Genomic DNA, 18,768 nt, shown 5'->3' with positions numbered 1-18,768 from the left:
CTAGCCGACCGCCCCTTCCAGTTGCAGCTCGATCAGCCGGTTGAGCTCGACCGCGTACTCCATCGGCAGCTCCTTGACCACCGGCTCCACGAAGCCGTTCACGATCATCTTCGTCGCTTCCTGCTGCTCGATGCCACGGCTCTGCAAGTAGAAGAGTTGCTCCTCGCCCACCTTGCTGACTGTGGCCTCGTGGGCGATCAGCGCCGACTGCTCCTCGATATCCATCGTCGGGTAGGTGTCGGAGCGCGAGTCGTCGTCCATGAGGAGGGCGTCGCAGCGCACGCTCGATTTCACGCCCTTCGCGCCGCGCGCCGCCTTCACCAGCCCGCGGTAGCTCGCGCGGCCGCCGTCCTTGCTGATGGACTTGGCGGTGATGACGGAGCTCGTGTAAGGGGCGGCGTGAATCGCCTTGGCGCCGGTGTCCTGGTGCTGGCCGCGGCCGGCGAAGCTCAACGATAGCACCTCGCCGTGGGCGCCGCGCCCCATGAGATAGATGCCGGGGTACTTCATCGTCGTGCGGCTGCCCAGGTTGCCGTCGACCCATTCGACGACGCCGTCCTCGTAAACGGCCGAGCGCTTGGTCACGAGGTTGAAGACGTTCGTCGACCAGTTCTGCACGGTGCTGTAACGGACGCGAGCGCCCTTCTTGACGATCACCTCCACTACGGCGGCGTGCAGCGAGTTCGTGGTGTAGATAGGCGCGGTGCACCCCTCGATGTAGTGCACAAAGCTGCCTGGCTCGGCGATTATCAGCGTCCTCTCGAACTGGCCGATGTTTTCAGCGTTGATGCGGAAGTAGGCCTGAAGAGGTATCTCCACGCGCACGCCCTCCGGAACGTAGACGAAGCTGCCGCCGCTCCAAACGGCGCTGTTGAGGGCGGCGAACTTGTTGTCGCCGGACGGGACGATGGTACCCATATAGCGGCGGACAAGGTCGGGGTACTCGCGCACGGCGGTGTCGGTGTCGACGAAGATGACTCCCTGCTTCGACAGCTCCTCGCGCAGGTTATGGTATACGACCTCCGAGTCGTACTGCGCCCCCACGCCGGCGAGGAATTTCTGCTCCGCTTCCGGTATGCCCAGCCGGTCGAAGGTGCGGCGGATGTAGTCGGGCACGTCCTTCCAGTCGCGCTCCGCCCTGTCGCTGGCGCGCGCGTAGTAGTACATGTCGTCGAACCGGATGTCGGAGAGGTCGGGGCCCCACGCCGGCATCGGCTTCTTCTCGAACAGCTCGAGCGCGTGCAGGCGGAAGTCACGCATCCACTGCGGCTCTTCCTTTATCCCTGCTATTTCTTCGACGACGGCGCGCGAGAGGCCCTTCTCCGTCTTGAAGAGGTACTCGGCCTCGTCGTGGAAGCCCCACTTGTAGCCGTCCGACATTATGTCAACGGCTTTGCGCTCCGTCATCAGCGCGCCCCCTGCGCCGCGGCGATTATCCCCTCGTAGCCCTCCGCCTCCAGCTCGTGGGCGAGGTCGGGGCCGCCCGACTTGATGATGCGGCCGTCGAAGAGGATGTGCACGAAGTGAGGGCGGACGTAGTTCAGTATGCGCTGGTAGTGGGTGATAATGAGGAAGCTGCGCGTGCCGTCGGCGAGGGCGCTTATCCCCTCCGCCACCGTCCTCAGGGCATCGATGTCGAGCCCCGAGTCCGTCTCGTCGAGGACGGCCATCTCAGGCTTGAGGATGCCCATCTGGAGCACCTCCGCCCGCTTCATCTCGCCGCCGGAGAAGCCGTCGTTGACGTAGCGGCGCACGAACTCATCGTCGAGTTTGAGGAGGTCCATCGTCTCCCTGAGCATCGCCCTGAACTCGCGCACCGGCACGTCCTCATCGCGCACGGAGCGAAGGGCGGAGCGGAGGAAATTGACCATGCTCACGCCCGGGATGGCGCGCGGGTACTGGAAGGCGAGGAAGAGGCCGCGGCGGGCCCGCTCGTCCGGCTTGAGGCGGAGAATGTTCTCCCCCTTCAGCAGGACTTTGCCCTTCGTCACCTCGTAGCGGGGGTGGCCCATGAGGGCGTGCGCGAGCGTGCTCTTGCCGGAGGCGTTCGGGCCCATGACGGCATGGATTTCTCCGCGCCGCGCCGTCAGGTTGAGACCCTTCACGATTTCCTTGCCTTCGACGCTGACGTGGAGGTCATCGATGACGAACAACGGCTGGTCTTCCGGCATGTGTCTATCCCTTCGAATGATGCGACAGAGCCTAAACCCACTATAGGCTGCGCTTCTTTTCATTGTCAAGGATTTCTGGCTTTAAATGCATGTTTTGCACTAAAAGCCTCCGTTCCCGTCGCGGCGTGACGCGGCGAACGGGAACAGCGCCGCAGGCCGCAAAGAGGCAGCCCGGGCGGGTGTGAGCGCGAACGTGGGCGAAGATTTCTGTGTTCGCGGTGGGAAGAAGAAGGGCGGCCCGGACAGACCGCCCTTGCTGCACGGTCCGATCGACCGTCTAGCGGATGCGCGACTCCATGAGTTCGGCCAGCGCCAGACCGTCGACATCAGTCTGCTCGCCCGCGGGCCACATGTTCATGACCATGTAGGCGGTCTGCCCGGACTTGAACATGTACATGTCGAAGGCGATGCCGCCCTCGAACATCCCCATTTCTTCTCCCAGGTCTTCCGTGAGACCGCTCATGTCCATCACCATGTACATGCGCATTCCGCCCTCACCGAGGTCGAGCCGCGATATCTGGATGTCGTTCAGCGTCACGCCCATGCTCGCCATTCCCGTCTGTTCCATCGCTTCTTCGATCTCCGCCGGATCGAGGTCGTCGATCTGCGCGAGCTGCGCATCCCATTCCTCGAAGGCGCTGGCAGGCATCGAGATGGCCGCTGACATAACCACCGATCCTTCGCCCCCTTCCATCATGTCGCCTTCGAAGAACATATTCGCCGCCATCTCCATCGGTCCCTCCGGCGAATCGAAGGAGAAGGCGAAGTCGCTGCCGAAGTCAACGTAGCTTGAGGGGAGGTCGCCGGCCGTAATGAGGGCCGCTTTGAGATCGGGATCGACCTCCTGGGTGGCCCCTTCCATGTCGAAGCCGCCGCCGAAAAGCGGCCCGCCCATGATGCTGAGGGGTTGGAACAGCGCGTCGGGGCCGCCGACCGGCTTTGAGGCCTCGGTCGCTGTCGGCCCCGGCGTCTTGACGACAACGGTGGCGCTGGGCTTCTCTTCGTCCGTCCTAGCCGATTTGGAGTCACCGTCTGAGCCGCAACCGGCGAGGAAAACGGCCAGAATACTGCCGGCGACCAACAGCTTCTTGAGCATGCGGGCTTCCTTTCTTTGACTATGAGCCGGCCGTCCGGCACAACCGTTAGTATTAATCGTCAGTTTAGGGAAATGCTGGAGACGAGGGAAGCGCCGCGTCTTCGTTATGTCGAGGGGATCGAGGACGGACTGAAGGGTCGAAGGGGCGCCCTACTGTTCGATGATTTCGACGCCAAGCACCGTGTCGCCCACGGCGAGCTGCCGGACTACCTTGAGACCCTCCTCGTCCACCCTGCCGAAGGCCCAGAACTCGCCGGTCTCGAACTTCTTTGACTCGGTGAGTGCGACGAAGAAGATGCTCCCGTTCACCATGCCGACGGTGCCCGCCTCGAAGCGATGCGGCGTCTCTTCCTTCGCGATGTTGTACCCGGGGCCGCCCGTGCCCGCGCCGGAGGGGTCGCCGGTCATGACGGAAAAGTCAGGCTTCACGTAGTGAAAGGTAAGACCGTCATAGAAGCCGTCGCGCGCCAGGAATACGAAGTTGTTGACCGTGTTGGGCGCCTGGTCGTCAAACAGCTCGATGGAGAAATCGCCCTTGTCGGTCTTGACGATCGCAGTATAGGACTTCGCTACGTCGATCGTCATCGGCGGCGGCGCGGGGTACCATTTCTTGGCCACCGGCGTCTCCTCCGGGGTGACGGCGCCTTCTGCGGTTACCTCCGCTGTCGGCTCCGGCGTCGGCGTGGGCTCAGCCGTCTGCCCCTGCGGCAGCGCGCATATGCCGCCGACCGCGAGGCTGCCCACCATGATCAGAGCGCCGAGAAAGTAGAACAGCTTGATGTTGGAGAATAGTCCGAAGGGGCCGTGTTTGGTCGCCGGGCCCGACCAATCGGCGGCGCGGCTCGTCCGCCTCGCCCCTCGCTTGCGCCTGTGCTTGCTTTCCGGCATCTCTTCACCCCCCTCCGACCGCGCTTATGTCACTGTTCGAGTATAGCAAAACGGTATACGCTGCCGCAAAAACGTTCTCCTCGCCGCCATCCACTGCGGTCGCCGACGAGCGAAGAAGGCGCTAATTGGACGGGAAACGGACGGAAGCAAGAATGGAGGCCAGCAACGGGCGATACCGCGAACGTTCGCCCGCGGGCACCGTCAGGACGAACTCCCACCCCTGTTGACCGGTGACGACGACGATCGACGTCGAATCCACCGAGTAGGTGCGCGAGTAGCCGCTGTAATCCACCAGGTAGCCCTCGACACCGCCCACCTCGACGGCCGCGGGCGCGGCAAACTCAGCCCCCACCGAACCGAGGAATTCCAACTTTGATTCAAGGTAGTCGCGCGAAGTCGTTTTCGGAGGGAGCGACTCGCTGCTTACGCTGAACGTGGGTGCCACGCCGGGCCGGCCGGTCGGACGCAGAGAGTAGAAGACGTCGACGGATGCGCCACCCAGTTCGATGCTGTTCGGCGTCTCCGTCCAATCAGAAGGAACGGCGATGGCGTAGCCCTTGACGGAGGAGAAGTACTGGTTGCGGCCGTTCCCGTCGCCGTCGGTCTGGGCGGGCAGCCCTTCGGAGGCGGGACGCCCATCACCGCCCGGATTCAGCACAAAGAAGAAGAGGAGCGTTCCGCCCGCGACAAGCAGACAGGAGCACGTGATAAAGACGAGCATTGTCAACCTGGTCAATCTGGGCATGATAGGCCGATCCCTCGAGGCTAGCTGCGACCATTATACAAACGCCTGCCGCAGGGCAATCTTACAGGATCGGCTCCAGATGTCCGGGTCGGGGGAAAGCAGCCGGGATCAGGCCGCCCGTGAGGGATGGGCGCCCGTCTCCTCGAGATAGGTGATAACGGCCTTCACCCGCGGGTGGGCGGAAGCGTCGTGGTTCACCACGAGCTGGCTGAATATGGCATTGATGTGGTTCTCCACCGACTTCTCTTCCAGCACCAACGCTTTGGCGATGGCGGAATTGCTGAGCCCCTTCGCCATGAGTTGCAGGACCTCCAGTTGGCGCGGCGTTAGGCGGCTCAGGCGCGAATGCCGGGGCTCGAGGGTGGCTGCGAGGAGCGCCGGATCGAGCACGACGAGCCCGGCAGCCGCCGCTTCGATGGCGTGGACGAGCGCGCTCATGTCGGAAAGCGATTGTTTGACGATCAGCGACCAGCCGGGCGTGTCGGGCGAGGGAAGCGCGGCGAGACATTCCCTGTCGGCGGCGGCGGCAATCACAACGACGCCCATCTCCGGCCGCTCCGCCTTGCCCGCGCGCGCCGCCCCCACGCACTCCTTCGTCGCCGCCGAATCGAGGTCGATGAGCAGTACGTCGGGGCGGACCGACCGGCACAGGGGCAGCAGCTCCTCGCCGCTGCTCTTGATGTCAACAAGCTCGAGCCGGGGCTGGGCGGAGAGGGCGAGGCGGAACATGTCGCGCCACAGGCCGTCATCCTCGACGACGAGCAGGCGCAGCTTCTTTCCTTTGTGGCGTCCCTGCATTTCTTCCCAGTCAGGTCGCCGGGAGAGACCGCTGAGGGCGCGGTCTCTTTCCGGCCGTCAACCGATCGATAGAGCCTACGTCGTGTTTATCGGCCGCAAGAGCCCAGTCTTTAGGGCTGCCCGGAAAGAATTCATCGAAAAGCTTCGAATCCGGAGGCTATTGCGGCAGAGGACTCGACCGCCGGCTTTCCGATAGGTGCAGGCACCCCGCCCATTTGGGTGAAGGCACCGTGCTCCTGCTCCCAAAGGTAACCGAAAACTCCTGCGGACGCACTAGAAGTGCGCCCTGTTGGGACATTCGCGGGCCGACAGAAACGGCAGCTGGCATGTCCCGTATCTGCCAAGGCGTATGTGAGCAGGACCAAGACCGGAGGAAACAAATGGACAGATTCAAGAGGCTCTTGACGAGGGCCGCCAGGGAGGAGAAGGGCATCACCGGCCTGGAGACGGCGATAATCCTCATCGCCTTCGTGGTCGTTGCTACCGTCTTCGCTTTCGTGGTCCTCAGCACCGGTCTCTTCAGCTCGGAACGGGGCAAAGAGGCGGTGTACGCGGGACTTCAGAAGACCCGCGGCTCGTTGGAGTTAAGGGGTAGCGTCGTCGCCACCACCGATGGAACTACGGTGAGCACGCTGGTGTTCGACGTTGCCAACGCAGCGGGCGGCGAACCGGTCAACCTAGACCCCGCCGCAGCGAGCAACAAGGTTGTCATCGATTACCGCGACAGCGACACCAACGAAGCGAATATAGCATGGGACGTTTTCTGGCTGGTCGGTGACGCGGACGATCTGATGGAGGCCGGGGAACTGGCGCAGATCACCGTCGACGTGAGCGCGCAGGCGCTGGGAGCCAATCAGGCGTTCGTCCTGGAGCTGAAGCCGGCACTGGGAGGGACGATGGTGATAGCGCGAACGACGCCTGCCGGCCTCGACACGGTGGTCGATCTGCACTAGTTCGAGTTCATTGCCACAGGGGCGGTGCGAATGACAGGGAACGGCGCCGCCCCAAGAGGCAGGGAGGCAGAAGCATGGAACTCAACGCAAAGATCTCGTCACTCGAGGATGAGGTGAAGCTTCTGAAGGGGGAGGTCAAACTGATCTTGAGCGAGATCAGGGCGGCCATCCTAAGCCAGAACAACCCCTTCGGCGGCGGCCAGGGCGCAGTGATCGGAGTCGACGCATCGGACACGCGTCCGCCGATCCGCGTCGTAAAGCTGGCAGAAGAACAGGATGAGGAGGAAGAGGGGACACCTGCAATAAGCGCTGCAAACTCTTGGGACGAGGGCGAAGACGCGCGCGTAGCCGCACCGCAAGTCGAGACGCCGCCGGCCCAGAGGGAGGACCCGCAGCCGCCGCCGCGACGGGCCGCGGAAACCGCGCCGCAAGCGATGACAGGTACGCCACCCGCCCGCGACGAGGCGCCTGCCATGCAAAAGCCGGCTGCCCTTCCCCGACAGGAGGCGCCGGCGACAGACAACGGCCTGAGCTGGAGCCTGATAAAAGTCGCCGGACTCGCCGTCTGGGCGGAAGAGGCGCTGAAGCAGGTGGGACCCGAACGGCTCGAGATACTGCTCGACCTGTGCGAGTTCGCCGGCTACTTGCCGAAGTCCGCCAAGGAAGCCCTCATGCGGGTGATGAACCTCGGCATCGCCATCGACGAGCGCACGGAGCCGCCGTCTGTAAACGAGTGCCTGGTCATCCTCTATCAGCTTCACGCCCTCATGGAGGGAGAGAAACCGGAGGCGCTGCGAGGGCGGCTATCGGGCGCGAAGTAGGGACCCGGGAAGCGGCATGCTTCCGTCCCCCGTTATGAAGGACCAAAAGGGGGTGCCGGCATCGAAAAGGCCATTACCACCATCCTGCTTACGGTAGCGGGCATAATCGCCGTCGTCGCCGTGGTGAACACGATACTCCCTGCTGTTCACCGCACGAGCGGCGCTCTGACGTCCACGGCCAGCGTCCTCGACGACAGGCTCAGCAGCCAGGTGGAGATCGTCCACGCCACGGGAAAATCAGGAGAAACGACGGCCGACCTCTGGGTGAAGAACGTGGGGGCAAGCATCATCGATCCCCTCGACAAGATCGACGTGTTCTTCGGACCCCAGGGTGAGTTCGGCCGCATTCCCTACGGCGGCGCCAGCTGCTCGGCGCCCTGCTGGGAGTACTCACTGGAGAACGATACCGACTGGCGTCCGACGGCCACGCTTCACATCACCGTCCACCTGAGCGACGCTCTCGAGAGCGACGTCGTCTATTACACGAAGATAATCGCGCCCAACGGGTCGAGCGACGCCAAGTACTTCACTGTGTGACGGACAGCAAAGATGGAGACAAGCATCCCTGCCCTGCTCGTAACCGCCCTCCTGATGATCACCACGGTGGTCCTTGCCAGGAGCGGTTACTCGTCGCTCGACACTCTGGGCCAGTCGTGGCAGGTCATGGAGGAGCGGCTGAGCGATCAGACGCACACCCAGTTTTCGGTGACGCAAACGAGCATAGACGAGGGCAAGGCCAACATCACAGTCATGCTCCGAAACGACGGCCAGACAAAGGCGGTCGACTACTCGCGGATGGATGTGGTGGTGGAGTACTTTTCGGAAACCGGAACGCGCTACGTGGGCTGGATACCGTACGTTACCGGCTCACTGCAATCGAACACATGGACGGTCATCTCGATCTCGAACGACGCCTTCGAGCCCGACGTGCTCAATCCAGGCGAGACCATGGAGATGCAGATAAGGGTAAACCCGCCGCTCGGGCCGGGCACAACCGGCTGGGTAATCATCGCGGCTGAGAACGGGGTAACCCTGTCCGCTTATGTAACTGCCTAGGAGTGAAAACATGGAACCGGCCAAGAGCGGAGAAATCAAAAGGATCGTCACCACCGGGAATCCGGAGGTCGACAAGAAAATCGGGGGCGGCATCCCTGAAGGCTCGCTCTCGCTTGTGGAGGGCCAGTCCGACGCCGGCAAGAGCGTCCTCGTGCAACAGCTCACCTACGGCGCCCTCACGGAAGGCTTCCGCGTTGTGTACTACACAACGGAAAACACGACGCGCAGCCTCCTGCGACAGATGGACAGCCTCAGCATGAGCGTGACCGACCATTTCCTGCTCGGCAAGCTCAACGTCTACCCCGTCCCCTCGGCGCTTACGCCCGAACAATCGGCAGACGTGTTCACGCGGCTCATCGAGCACATAGCCCGCCACCACAACTACGACATCGCCATAATGGACTCTCTCACACCGTTTGTGTCTAACCTGCCTGAGGGCGACACGCTCTCGTTCTTCACAAACTGCAAGCAGATCTGCGATCGAAACAAGACGGTATTCATCACGCTGCACTCCTACGCATTCGACGAGTCGATGTTCATACGCATCCGCTCCATCTGCGACGCCCATTTGCGGCTTCGCACGGAAGAGGTAGGCGAGCAGCTTGTGAAGGTGCTTCAGGTGGCGAAGATCCGCGGCGCGGAGAAGACGACCGGCAACGTCGTGAGCTTTGACGTGGAGCCGGGCCTGGGCATGAGGATTGTCCCCATAACAAAAGCAAAGGCTTGAGATGGGCAGTGGCCTTCCGTTCTCCGGAGAGAATGTGGTCGACGACCACACGAAAGGGGAGTGTCTACTACTGAAGATGCTCCCCAAGCCGCTGATCGAGCGGGCACAGGCGTCGCCCCATCTGATGGACTACCTCCACATGATCCCGATCGCCACCGCCGGTGTCCCTGAGTTCCACCCCGAAATCACGCGCAAGCTGGGCGAGATAGCCCACCCCAACATCATCTACCCCGTTGATGAGCACGTCTTTGTGCACATCTACCCCGACGTGGAGGACCCCCGCAACTACTACATCACCATCGAGCCTCCCGTCGGCCTCGACATCGATGAGCTCTTGAAGGAGGTCGAGCGGCGGCTGCTGGACTACGTCGACATCCTCGCCGAGGCAGAGACAAACGAGGAGAAGGCGCAGGCCCTGGCGCTGGCAGTGGAGATGTCGTGCGAAGTCAAGGGTTCGATCAAAGGGGGCAACGGGCAGCGGCAGCCCAAGCAGAAACTGGCCGTGTTCTCCCGCACTACGAGCAAAGAGGGGAAGGTACCGGTCACGCCGAGGGAACTGGAGACGCTCAAGTACGTGGTCCTCCGCGACAAGATCGGCATGGGCGCCCTCGACCCCCTGATCAAGGACAGCAACATAGAGGACATAAGCTGCAGCGGCCTCGGCCCCGTCTTCGTGGAGCACAAGGTGTTCAAAGGACTCAAGAGCAGCATCGTCTTCACCGCTCACGAGGAGCTCGACGACTTTGTCCTCAGGCTCTCCGAGAACATCAAGAAGCCGGTTACTTACAAGCACCCCATCGTCGACGCCGCCTTGCCGGACGGCTCTCGTATCAACATCGTTTACGGCGGCGAGGTCTCGAAGAGAGGGAGCAACTTCACCATCCGCAAGTTCTCGGAGGTGCCCATAAGCATACTCGAGCTGGTGAACTTTGACACCCTCGATTACAAGATGGCCGCTTATCTGGCGATGGTGGTGGGAGACGGAATGAACCTCTGGGTCTCGGGGGAGACGGCCTCCGGAAAGACGACGCTCCTAAACGCGCTGACCACGTTCATCCGCTCCGACGCCAAAATCGTCACCATCGAAGACACGCCGGAGCTCCAGGTGCCGCACATCAACTGGGTGCGCGAGGTGGTGAGAATGTCCGGCGACACGACCCAGGGGGCATCCGTGGATATGTTCGGGCTGCTCAAGGCGGCCCTCCGCCAGCGCCCCAACGCCATCCTTGTGGGCGAGATCCGCGGCGAAGAGGGAGCGGTAGCCTTCCAGGCGATGCAAACGGGCCACCAGGTGATGTCGACTTTCCACGCGGCGACGGTGGAGAAGCTGATCCAGCGTGTCACGGGAAACCCTATCAACGTGCCCAAGCCCTACATTGACAACCTGAACGTCGTCGTCGTCTGCAGCGCCGTGCGGCTGCCCAACGGAAAGGTCGGACGCCGCATACTGAGCATCAACGAAATCATTGGCTACGACCTCTCATCCGACTCCTTCTCCTTCGTCGAGGTCTTTCGCTGGAATCCCGCCGAGGACTCGTTCGAGTTCACCGGCAACATGAACAGCTACCTGCTGGAGAACCGTGTCGCGCCTCGCAGGGGGCTGACGTCGAAGGACAAACGGCACATATACACAGAACTGGAGAAGAAGGCCTCGGTGCTCGAGAAGCTTTCGCACCAGGGGGCCACGAACTTCTATGATCTCTATCAACTTCTGGCAAAAGCGGGGCGCGAGGGACTCTTCTAGCGCCGTCAAGGAGCGAGCGCGCCTGGAAAAGCCGGCCCGGTTCTTCGGGCGGGAGCCGGTGGCGTTCGACCTGGTGACCCAGCTTACTCACATGTCGGCCATTGCCACCGCCGGCATCTCGCGCGACCAGCTATTCGAGCATACCTCCGCCCTCGGGTACAGCACTTCGATTCTTTTCCGGCGTATCCACTGGGCGGCGCAACGTCTCAACTACGACTACGCCCAGGCGTGCGAGGTGGTGGCGGAAACGCTCGCCGACGAGAACATGCGCAGCCTGCTGCTCCGCCTCGCGAGCTCGCTCTCCTCGGGCGAAGGTGAAGAACAGTTCCTTGCCCGCGAGATGGAGATTCAGCTCGAGCTGTACGGAAAGCAGTACGAGCGCGACCTGGAGACCCTCCAGAAGTGGACCGACGCCTACGTAGCCCTCATGGTCTCGGCCACCCTTATCGTCGTCATCTCCTTCGTTTCGATGCTTATCTACAGCATGGGGGCCGGCTACATACTGGTGATGGCGGCAATTGTCATCGCCGTGACCTTCGTGGGATCGTGGCTCGTGTACAGCGTCGCCCCTCTGGAGATAAAAGCCTGTACCCTCGCCGACTATTCTCACGAGCGGCACTTCGCCGCGCTCTTGGCCCGCTACACCGTCCCCATCGGCGGGGCGGCCGCGGCAGGCGTCATGCTGCTCGGATTCGGCCTCCCTCTCGCTCTCATCACGATTTCGGTGTTTCTTCTTCCCGTCGGCCTCCTGGCGCTCCGCGAAGACCTGCAGATCGACCGCCGCGACCGCGACATATCGAGCGTGCTGCGGGCGATCGGCAGCATGGTCTCGGCGATGTCGAGCACCGTGAGCGAGGGCATCTCGAGGCTCAACCGCCGCTCGCTCGGCTCCCTCGAACCGCAGGTCAGGCGGCTGCACATACGGCTCAAGAGCGGCCTGCGCTCCGAGCTTTCGTGGCTTCGCTTCGCAGCCGAGTCGGGCAGCGAGCTCGTGACGCGGGCGGTGCGCGTGTTCTGGGACGGCATTCGCCTGGGCGGCGACGCGGAGCGCGTCGCCCTGCTCGCTTCGCAGTTCAGCATGAAGATTTCGCTCCTGCGGGCGAGCCGCAAGCTGGTGTCATCGACTTTTACTTTTATCATGATCCCCCTGCACGTGGCGCTGCTGGCCATCCTCCTCTTTGTCAGTGAAGTGCTGGTGATCTTCGGGGCGAAGCTGGCGGAGGTGCAGCAGCAGGGCTTTGCCGAAGGAATAGCGGCGGAAGCGCAGGTGAGCACAGACCTTGCCTTCGTCTCCCCCGATACTGCCTTCGTGAAGGCGTTCGTGGTGGCCGTGATCCTTGTCTTGACGGCCGCCGACTCTTTCGCTCCCTTCGCCGCCGCGGGGGGACACACGTACAAGCTGTGCCTGTACGGCGCAATAATGACTTTCCTCTCTGGGATCTGCATGCTGGTGGTGCCGTTCATTGTGCAGGCCATCTTCACCAGCGTCGCAAGCCCAATGTAGGTGAGAAGGGAGGCCCCGGAATGAAACTTGTTCCATTGCTGAAGTTCTGGGAAAAACGACGGAAGCCGGAAGAGGAGGAGGACCTGCTGGACGAGCTGACGGAGGACGCCTTGCAGTTCATGAAAGAACAAGAATCTGAGGGACTCGTCGAAGAGGATGCCGAGAAGGAGAGCGAGAAGGACGAAGAGGAAGAGACGGAAACAACGGATGAGAGCACCGACAGCGAGGGCTCGCCGCCGGCCAGAGATGACCTGTTGAGCGTCTTCCTGGCGGCGGAGGAAGAGTACGCCGATACCTCGGCCCTTGTCTCCGAGGTAGATGAAGTATCCGCCGCTGAGCTGCTGGCCGAGCTCAGAGGAGTCGCGCGCGCGCTCAATCTCCCCTCGGCCCGAGCAGACGCCGGCTAGCCCCGCTTCGGGCCGCCGCGTTGCCCTCAAAAGGAAGGACGACGTGCGATTGAAAGCGCGCTTCAGCATTCTGGCTGGTTGCTCGCTGGCCATTGCGGTAAGCCTCTTCACGGCTTCGATCGTGGCGGCGCGCGCCCGGCCATCGGAAGAACCACCTTTTCCGTTAGCGCAAGAGGAGCCGGCGGCAGCAGCGAACGCCACAGCCCCGCCGGCCGTCGAGCGCGAAGACGAGACGCCTCCGGTTGAGCGCGGCGAGCCGCAAAAGGTGTTTCCCGTGCCGGAAGAGGCTGTCGCTTCCACGCAAGCCCGGGCGATGGCGGGAGAATCACTCGTGCCGCGGCGTCCCACGCCGGCGCCCCGACGCCCCACGATCATCCTCGACCCCGGGCACGGCCGCGGGGACCCGGGAGCCGTGCACCACGCGCCGGGCGGCGAGGTCGACCTCACGGAGGCGGAATCCAACCTGGCAATCGCCGAGCATCTTCGTCGGCTGCTGGAGGAAAAGGGCTTCGACGTCTACATGACCCGCGCCGGCGACGGAAAGCCGCTGGGGCCGCGACCGCTCGCCCACGCGCTCATCTCCGCCGACCTCATGGCCCGCGTCCGCCTTGCCCAATCGGTGGAGAGCGACCTCTTCGTATCGGTGCACAGCAACGGTTCCGTCAATCCGAACCAGGCGGGCGTCGAGATGTGGTACTGCGGGGAGCACCAGTTCGGAAAGGAGAGCGCGCGTCTGGCCGAGTTGGCGCTGGATGCGGCGATGACCGGACTGCGCGATTACGGGTACGAGGCGGTGCGCCGCGGGGTGCAGGAGGACGCTTCCGTTCACCGCTCCGAAGGGTTCTGCCAGTTCCTCGTCACCCGCGAAGTCGACACGCCGGCGATCCTTACCGAGCTGCTCTTCCTCACGAACGACGCCGACGCCGCCGCGCTCAAAGACGACCGCGCCCGCGAGGCGATGGCTATCCGGCTTGCGGACGCCATCGAGCAGTTCCTGCGCGAGGAAGGTAAGCTGCCGCCGTCGTAGCAGCAATCAGTCGGCGAGCACGACGCGCAGCGGCGCCAGCGGATTGATGTCGTCTTCCCCCGTCAGCTCGTCGCCGGCGAGCGCGCGTTCCAAGAACATCCCGTAAGCCATGCCGTCGTCGGCAGACCCCCTGTCCCAGCCCACGACATACATCGCCGCCACACCGAGCACCGTCAGGCCGCTCTCCCCTCCCGCCGCGCTCACGACGGGGACAAGGACTATCCGGCCCATCCCTCCATCGGCGGTCCCGCGCACGCACTCCTTGCGCGGCAACTGGATGTTCGGGTCGAAACCCGTCGCATGGCCAATCCCCGGTCCCGCGCCGTCCATCGCGAAATCGATGTCACACCAGGCGAAATTCAGGTAGTCGGCAACACCATCGCCGAGCTCATTCGCGTAGTGCTCGCTCAGCCCCCGCAACGCGAGACGGCTTGCGTCGCCGTCGCTCGCCAAAGGCGTCGTCACGTCCCCCTCCGACCTGACGCTTTGCGCGCTCGCCTTGCAGCCGCCGGCGATCCTCTCATAGAACCCGTCGATACCTGTGCCATCGAAGTCAAGGGGCAAGAAATCGCCCGGCTGCCGTGGCGCATCCGCCAGGTCGATGGCGTACACCCTGCCGGCGCCCAGGCCCAGGTACGTGCCATCGTCCGGATTGAGATCGGTCGGGTCGCCAAGGACGGCCAGGGGGCAGAGAGCGCCACCCGCAGACCCGACGACATGAGCGGTCGCCGTCCGCTCCACCGATATCTCCTCGGGCAGTCCGAAAAGACTCAGGAAGACGGTGCTATGGGTGGCGCGGGCCATCGCCGTCACCGTGTCGGGAGCGCCGTCGGGGGCCGTGAAAGGACGCTTGTCCTCGAAGACGCAGCACTCGCCCTTCAGCGGAGCGACCTCGTTTCGATGGAGCCAGTCGGTGACCGCGTTCAGCGCGCTTGTCTCGCTGCCGCCCTTGCTCAGTTCGGCGGCGGCGGCCATCGCGACCCCATCGGCTACCCATTGCGCCTTTCGCACTTTAGCGAAGAAGACGGCGAGGTCGAGGACTATTGCCGCGACCAGAACAAAGAGGACGGCCAGCACCGCCCCTTTGAGCATGTTCAGGCGTCTCTCGGGCCGGTCTCTTCGCCGGAACTTGTCCCGCATCGTCATAGCGTCTCGTCGCCTCGCTCCGCGCCTGCCGCCGGACTCTCTCTCGGCCGGCGGCATCTTCCATACATAAGGATCGTCCTCGAGGGCGATATTCTTTGCCCCCTGCCGGCGGCAGCGAAGTGGCGTGAAGCGTCGGGTAGCGGGTACAATGGGCTACTGTCTCGAACAGCCGCCCGCGGGCTTTACACCTGCGGCGGAAGCCGGAACGGTCGCGAAAGTTGCTGGCCGAACGTACCCTGGAAAGAAACGAGCGAGCGGGAGAAGGCGCATGGGCCGTGCGGGCCTTGGGCCTCGTCCTGGTCGCGTCTGTGCTCGGCTACTACATCTGCAGCGGCATGCCCCAGGCAAGCGAGCACGTATTCCCTCAGACGATGGCCTTGCACGCCGTCACATTCGCCCTTGCGGCTGGCTACGCCGTCTATCTGCTGGCGCGGCGCCGGCTGCCCGGGGGCTCGCCCCTCGACTGGCCGCTGACAGCCCTCCTCGCCGTCTACTTTGTCGCCACGCTCGCCTCGGTCAATCCCCAGGTAAGCCTGGAGAATACGCTGATGCTGGTGGCGGCGGTGCTCATCTTCTACATCCTGAGTGATATACATCTGTTGGGTCCGGCCACGCTGCAGCGCGGGCTAATGCTGGCAGGGATGGCGGCCTCCTTCTGGGCGCTCTGGAACGTCGCCGGCAGCTACGGCGACTGGCTCGATTTCGCCCGCGCCACCCGCGGCTCCTTCCACCTCGGCGACCTGATCCCCCCCACGGTGCCGAAGGTGCACGGCGTGAGCGACCACCCGAACATCCTGGGCATGGTGCTAACGTTAATCATCCCCTTCTACGTTCTTGCCGCCTATCGGGCGCCCTACGCGTGGGAGCGGCTCTTCTGGGGAGTCGCCCTGCTGGCAGCCGCCTGGGCAGTGTTCCTCACTCTTTCGAGAGGCGCCTGGGTGGGCGCTCTGACAGGGGGAGCGCTGACGGCCGTGGCAATGGCCGTTCAATTGGCCGGGCGGGAGCGGCAGGAGCGCATCCGTGAGCTGCGCGCTGCCCTGCGACGGCGCTCGCTCCTGATCGCAGCCGGGGCGTTGGCGGCGGCAGCCCTCGTCGCTGCGCTTGCTGTCGTCGTGCTCATGCGTTGGGAATCGCGGCCTCAGTGGTTGTTCCGCGAGTCCCTTTCCCCCCGGCAGGACGTCTTCTCCGCCGGAATCGACATGTTCCGCGACTTCCCTCTGCTTGGAAGCGGCCCCGGCACGTTCAGCCTCCTCTACCCTGAATACAGCGGCGAGTACCCCGTTCACGCCATTCACGCCCACAACGGTCTGATCCAGGCCGCCGTCGACGCCGGCGTCCTCGGCCTGCTCGCTCTCGTTCTTCTCGGCGGCTTCGTCGCCTGGATGCTCGTCCGGACGTACCGCGCGGGCTCGACGGGCGACAGGCTGACGGTGATTGCTGCCGGCGGCGCGCTCGCCGGCTTTGCGGCCCATAACATGGCCGACGCCGCCAACACCTGGAAGGCGCCGCTGATCGCGCTTGCCGCCGTGCTGGCCCTTGTCGTCGCAAACTACCGCGCGGTCGTCGCCGAGCGCAGCACTCCTGCCAACCCGGGCGATCCCGCCGGCGGCCGCCTGTCGCTGCCCCGGCTGCTGCCCGCGCTCCCCCGCGTCGTCATTGCCATCGCCATTGCCGGTCTTTTCCTCCTCTGGGCCCGCATCGACATTGCGCACCATGACTACTCGCAGAGCATCGGGTACCTGAACGAGGGCCGCAAGATGGAAGCGGTGCGTGAGGCGCGCGACGCGGTCTCAGGCGAGGAGGGACTCGCCATCTACCACCTGCAGCTCGGCCTCACGGAGGTCCTCGCCTTCAACGCCGACGGGCCGCAGGTCCTGCTCCAGCAGGCGATCGAGCATCTTCAACGAGGGGTCGAGCTGGAGCCGCGCGGACCGATCGGGCACGCCAACCTGGCGAGGGCGCTGGAGATGGCGGGACGAGACGAGGAGGCGCGAAGCGAGGCGCTGGAAGCGCAAAGACTCGCCGGCGCCGACCCGACGGTGCTGCTGGCCGCCGCCGCCGTTCTTGAGGACATCGGCGCGGAGGAAGACGCCGTCGAGACCTACGCCATGGCCATCACCCGCATGTCCTCGCTCGCGGGATCCAGCTTCTGGATGGCCTCCGACTTCCGGCGCGAACACTACCAGGAGATCATCGACGGGTCGGCCCTCGCGTTGAACCCGTGCGGCAAAGGGAGGGTGCTGGCGCTGATCGGCGAGCAGCAGGAGGCGCTATCGCCGGGCGCCGCCGGCCTAGTCGACGACTGCGCCCTTTCCGTGCTCGGCAACCCCGACAACATGGAGGCGCGGGTAGACTTCGGCGAGATGCTCATGGCCCTCGGCGACTACGACCAGGCCCGCGACCACCTCAAGCTCGCGGTGCAGCGCCAGCCCGACTTCGGCCGCGCCCGCACCGCCCTCGGAAAGTGGTACGCTCATGAGGGCGACATCGAGAGCGCGCGGCAAGAGTGGATCCTGGGTTCGCAACTGGGAGAAGCGGAATCGATGGTGCTGCTGGGCGACACCTATCCCCCGGGGCAGGTGCCGGAAAAACTTGTCCGACGGCTCGAGGGACTGGAGCCCATGTGGGCCGGCCCCGTCCGCTACTACGAGATCGGCTACGTCTACTATCACATGAAGTTCGCGCGCGAGTCCCCGCCCTCAACTCTCCTTCCCGGCGACTGGCAGACGGCCATGCCCCGCGAGTACACCATCACCATGGCGGCGCTCCAACGGTGGCGGACGGCCCGCTAGTTGCGCCCGCTTCTTCGACAGCCGGTCACACCGCCATCTGTTTGACCGGCGCCTGCCCGGTCGCTTATCATGAATAATGAAGCGTCACCTTTTGGAAGGCTGGCGCCCTTTCTTTGCAGTGCCGGGCAGATGGAAGGTGAACATGAAAGACCTCACCCCTAATGAACGTACGGACGGCTTCATCGTCGAGGCGACGAACGTCGTGAAAACGTACAACACGGGGAAGGTATCCGTCCGGGCGTTGCGTGGAGTCACGCTCTCCGTCACGCGAGGCGAGATAATCGCCATCATGGGGCCTTCCGGCTGCGGCAAGACGACGCTGCTCAACTGCCTCAGCGGCCTCGACACCATCGACAACGGACGGATCATGGTCGACGGCGCCGACATCAACCGCATGTCCGACAACAAGAAGACGGAGTTCCGAGCGCGCCGCATGGGCTTCGTCTTCCAGTTCTACAACCTGCTTCCCGTGCTGACGGCCGTTGAGAACGTCGAGTTGCCCCTCCTCGTCTCGGGGAGCAGCGTCAAAGAGGCGCGCCGGCGCGCCATGGCCGCGCTCGATCAGGTGCACCTGGCGGATTGGGCCAACCACCGCCCGGGCGAACTCTCCGGCGGCCAACGGCAACGCGTGACTGTCGCCCGCGCGCTCGTCAACGACCCCGCCATCGTCTGGGGCGACGAGCCCACCGGCGACCTCGACAGCACAAACGCCCAGGAAATAATGGACCTCATCTGCGAGCTCAACGCAAAAAGGCAGCAGACGTTCGTGCTCGTCACCCATGACCCGAACATCGCCGCCCGCGCTCATCGCACCGTCTACATGATCGACGGCCTCATCGTCGACGAAAAACGCAACAACGGCCAGGAAAGCCGCTGAGCGGCCCGGGAGGACG

18 protein-coding genes are annotated in these 18,768 nt (G+C 63.9%); 11 read left to right on the top strand and 7 right to left on the bottom strand.

The features are described from left to right. The 6 genes from sufB to QME71_05095 all read right to left on the bottom strand — a co-directional run bounded on the left by sufB (position 1) and on the right by QME71_05095 (position 5,698). Positions 1-1,407 (bottom strand): Fe-S cluster assembly protein SufB, encoded by a 1,407-nt coding sequence (gene sufB, locus QME71_05120; protein ID MDI6857679.1) that lies wholly within the window; start codon positions 1,405-1,407, stop codon positions 1-3. Next, positions 1,407-2,171 carry a Fe-S cluster assembly ATPase SufC gene (sufC, locus tag QME71_05115; GenBank protein ID MDI6857678.1) on the bottom strand — a complete coding sequence of 255 codons (765 nt, stop codon included), beginning with the start codon at positions 2,169-2,171 and terminating at the stop codon, positions 1,407-1,409. Before sufC ends, sufB begins: the two co-directional genes overlap by 1 nt. A 277-nt stretch (positions 2,172-2,448) precedes the next feature. Continuing rightward, the gene (locus QME71_05110; protein ID MDI6857677.1) at positions 2,449-3,267 is read right to left on the bottom strand and encodes a hypothetical protein; all 819 of its coding nucleotides are present in this window, start codon (positions 3,265-3,267) and stop codon (positions 2,449-2,451) included. A gap of 150 nt (positions 3,268-3,417) precedes the next feature. After that, positions 3,418-4,155, bottom strand: a complete 738-nt coding sequence (locus QME71_05105; GenBank protein MDI6857676.1) for a peptidylprolyl isomerase — start codon at positions 4,153-4,155, stop codon at positions 3,418-3,420. A 121-nt stretch (positions 4,156-4,276) separates the two neighbouring features. Then, positions 4,277-4,900: a hypothetical protein gene (locus QME71_05100; GenBank protein MDI6857675.1), complete on the bottom strand. Its 624-nt coding sequence runs from the start codon at positions 4,898-4,900 to the stop codon at positions 4,277-4,279. Positions 4,901-5,008: 108 nt separating this feature from the next. Then, the gene (locus tag QME71_05095) at positions 5,009-5,698 is read right to left on the bottom strand and encodes a response regulator transcription factor (protein MDI6857674.1); all 690 of its coding nucleotides are present in this window, start codon (positions 5,696-5,698) and stop codon (positions 5,009-5,011) included. Positions 5,699-6,078: 380 nt separating this feature from the next. Between QME71_05095 and QME71_05090 the strand changes: the two genes are divergently transcribed. The 9 genes from QME71_05090 (at position 6,079) to QME71_05050 (ending at position 13,937) form a co-directional block, all read left to right on the top strand. Continuing rightward, the gene (locus tag QME71_05090; GenBank protein MDI6857673.1) at positions 6,079-6,651 is read left to right on the top strand and encodes a hypothetical protein; all 573 of its coding nucleotides are present in this window, start codon (positions 6,079-6,081) and stop codon (positions 6,649-6,651) included. 74 nt (positions 6,652-6,725) lie between these two features. Then, complete coding sequence (locus QME71_05085) at positions 6,726-7,472, top strand: hypothetical protein (GenBank protein MDI6857672.1); 747 nt, start codon at positions 6,726-6,728, stop codon at positions 7,470-7,472. 81 nt (positions 7,473-7,553) lie between these two features. Further along, positions 7,554-8,009: a hypothetical protein gene (locus QME71_05080; GenBank protein MDI6857671.1), complete on the top strand. Its 456-nt coding sequence runs from the start codon at positions 7,554-7,556 to the stop codon at positions 8,007-8,009. 12 nt (positions 8,010-8,021) lie between these two features. Beyond that, positions 8,022-8,528 carry a hypothetical protein gene (locus tag QME71_05075; GenBank protein ID MDI6857670.1) on the top strand — a complete coding sequence of 169 codons (507 nt, stop codon included), beginning with the start codon at positions 8,022-8,024 and terminating at the stop codon, positions 8,526-8,528. Positions 8,529-8,538: 10 nt separating this feature from the next. Then, positions 8,539-9,255, top strand: a complete 717-nt coding sequence (locus tag QME71_05070; GenBank protein ID MDI6857669.1) for an ATPase domain-containing protein — start codon at positions 8,539-8,541, stop codon at positions 9,253-9,255. Between the two features lies 1 nt (position 9,256). Further along, on the top strand, positions 9,257-10,999 hold the full coding sequence (locus QME71_05065) for a type II/IV secretion system ATPase subunit (GenBank protein ID MDI6857668.1): 1,743 nt from the start codon (positions 9,257-9,259) through the stop codon (positions 10,997-10,999). Then, positions 10,950-12,503 carry a hypothetical protein gene (locus QME71_05060; protein ID MDI6857667.1) on the top strand — a complete coding sequence of 518 codons (1,554 nt, stop codon included), beginning with the start codon at positions 10,950-10,952 and terminating at the stop codon, positions 12,501-12,503. Before QME71_05065 ends, QME71_05060 begins: the two co-directional genes overlap by 50 nt. Positions 12,504-12,523: 20 nt before the next feature. Continuing rightward, positions 12,524-12,910, top strand: coding sequence for a hypothetical protein (locus tag QME71_05055; protein ID MDI6857666.1), 387 nt, complete (start codon positions 12,524-12,526; stop codon positions 12,908-12,910). Between the two features lie 43 nt (positions 12,911-12,953). Then, positions 12,954-13,937: an N-acetylmuramoyl-L-alanine amidase gene (locus QME71_05050; protein ID MDI6857665.1), complete on the top strand. Its 984-nt coding sequence runs from the start codon at positions 12,954-12,956 to the stop codon at positions 13,935-13,937. Between the two features lie 6 nt (positions 13,938-13,943). Here the strand turns inward: QME71_05050 and QME71_05045 are convergent, their stop codons facing one another. Further along, entirely contained in the window at positions 13,944-15,083 is a 1,140-nt protein-coding gene (locus QME71_05045) for a hypothetical protein (protein ID MDI6857664.1), read from the bottom strand. A 275-nt stretch (positions 15,084-15,358) separates the two neighbouring features. Here QME71_05045 and QME71_05040 point away from each other — a divergent pair, with 275 nt between their 5' ends. Both QME71_05040 and QME71_05035 read left to right on the top strand, forming a co-directional pair. Further along, positions 15,359-17,875: an O-antigen ligase family protein gene (locus QME71_05040; protein ID MDI6857663.1), complete on the top strand. Its 2,517-nt coding sequence runs from the start codon at positions 15,359-15,361 to the stop codon at positions 17,873-17,875. 142 nt (positions 17,876-18,017) lie between these two features. Continuing rightward, positions 18,018-18,752, top strand: coding sequence for an ABC transporter ATP-binding protein (locus QME71_05035; protein ID MDI6857662.1), 735 nt, complete (start codon positions 18,018-18,020; stop codon positions 18,750-18,752). Positions 18,753-18,768 lie beyond the last annotated feature (16 nt).

It is taken from the genome of Dehalococcoidia bacterium (assembly GCA_030018455.1).
Lineage (GTDB): Bacteria > Chloroflexota > Dehalococcoidia > DSTF01 > JALHUB01 > JASEFU01.
Note: the sequence above shows the minus strand (reverse complement) of the source record. Positions and strands in the feature narration are given on the sequence as shown.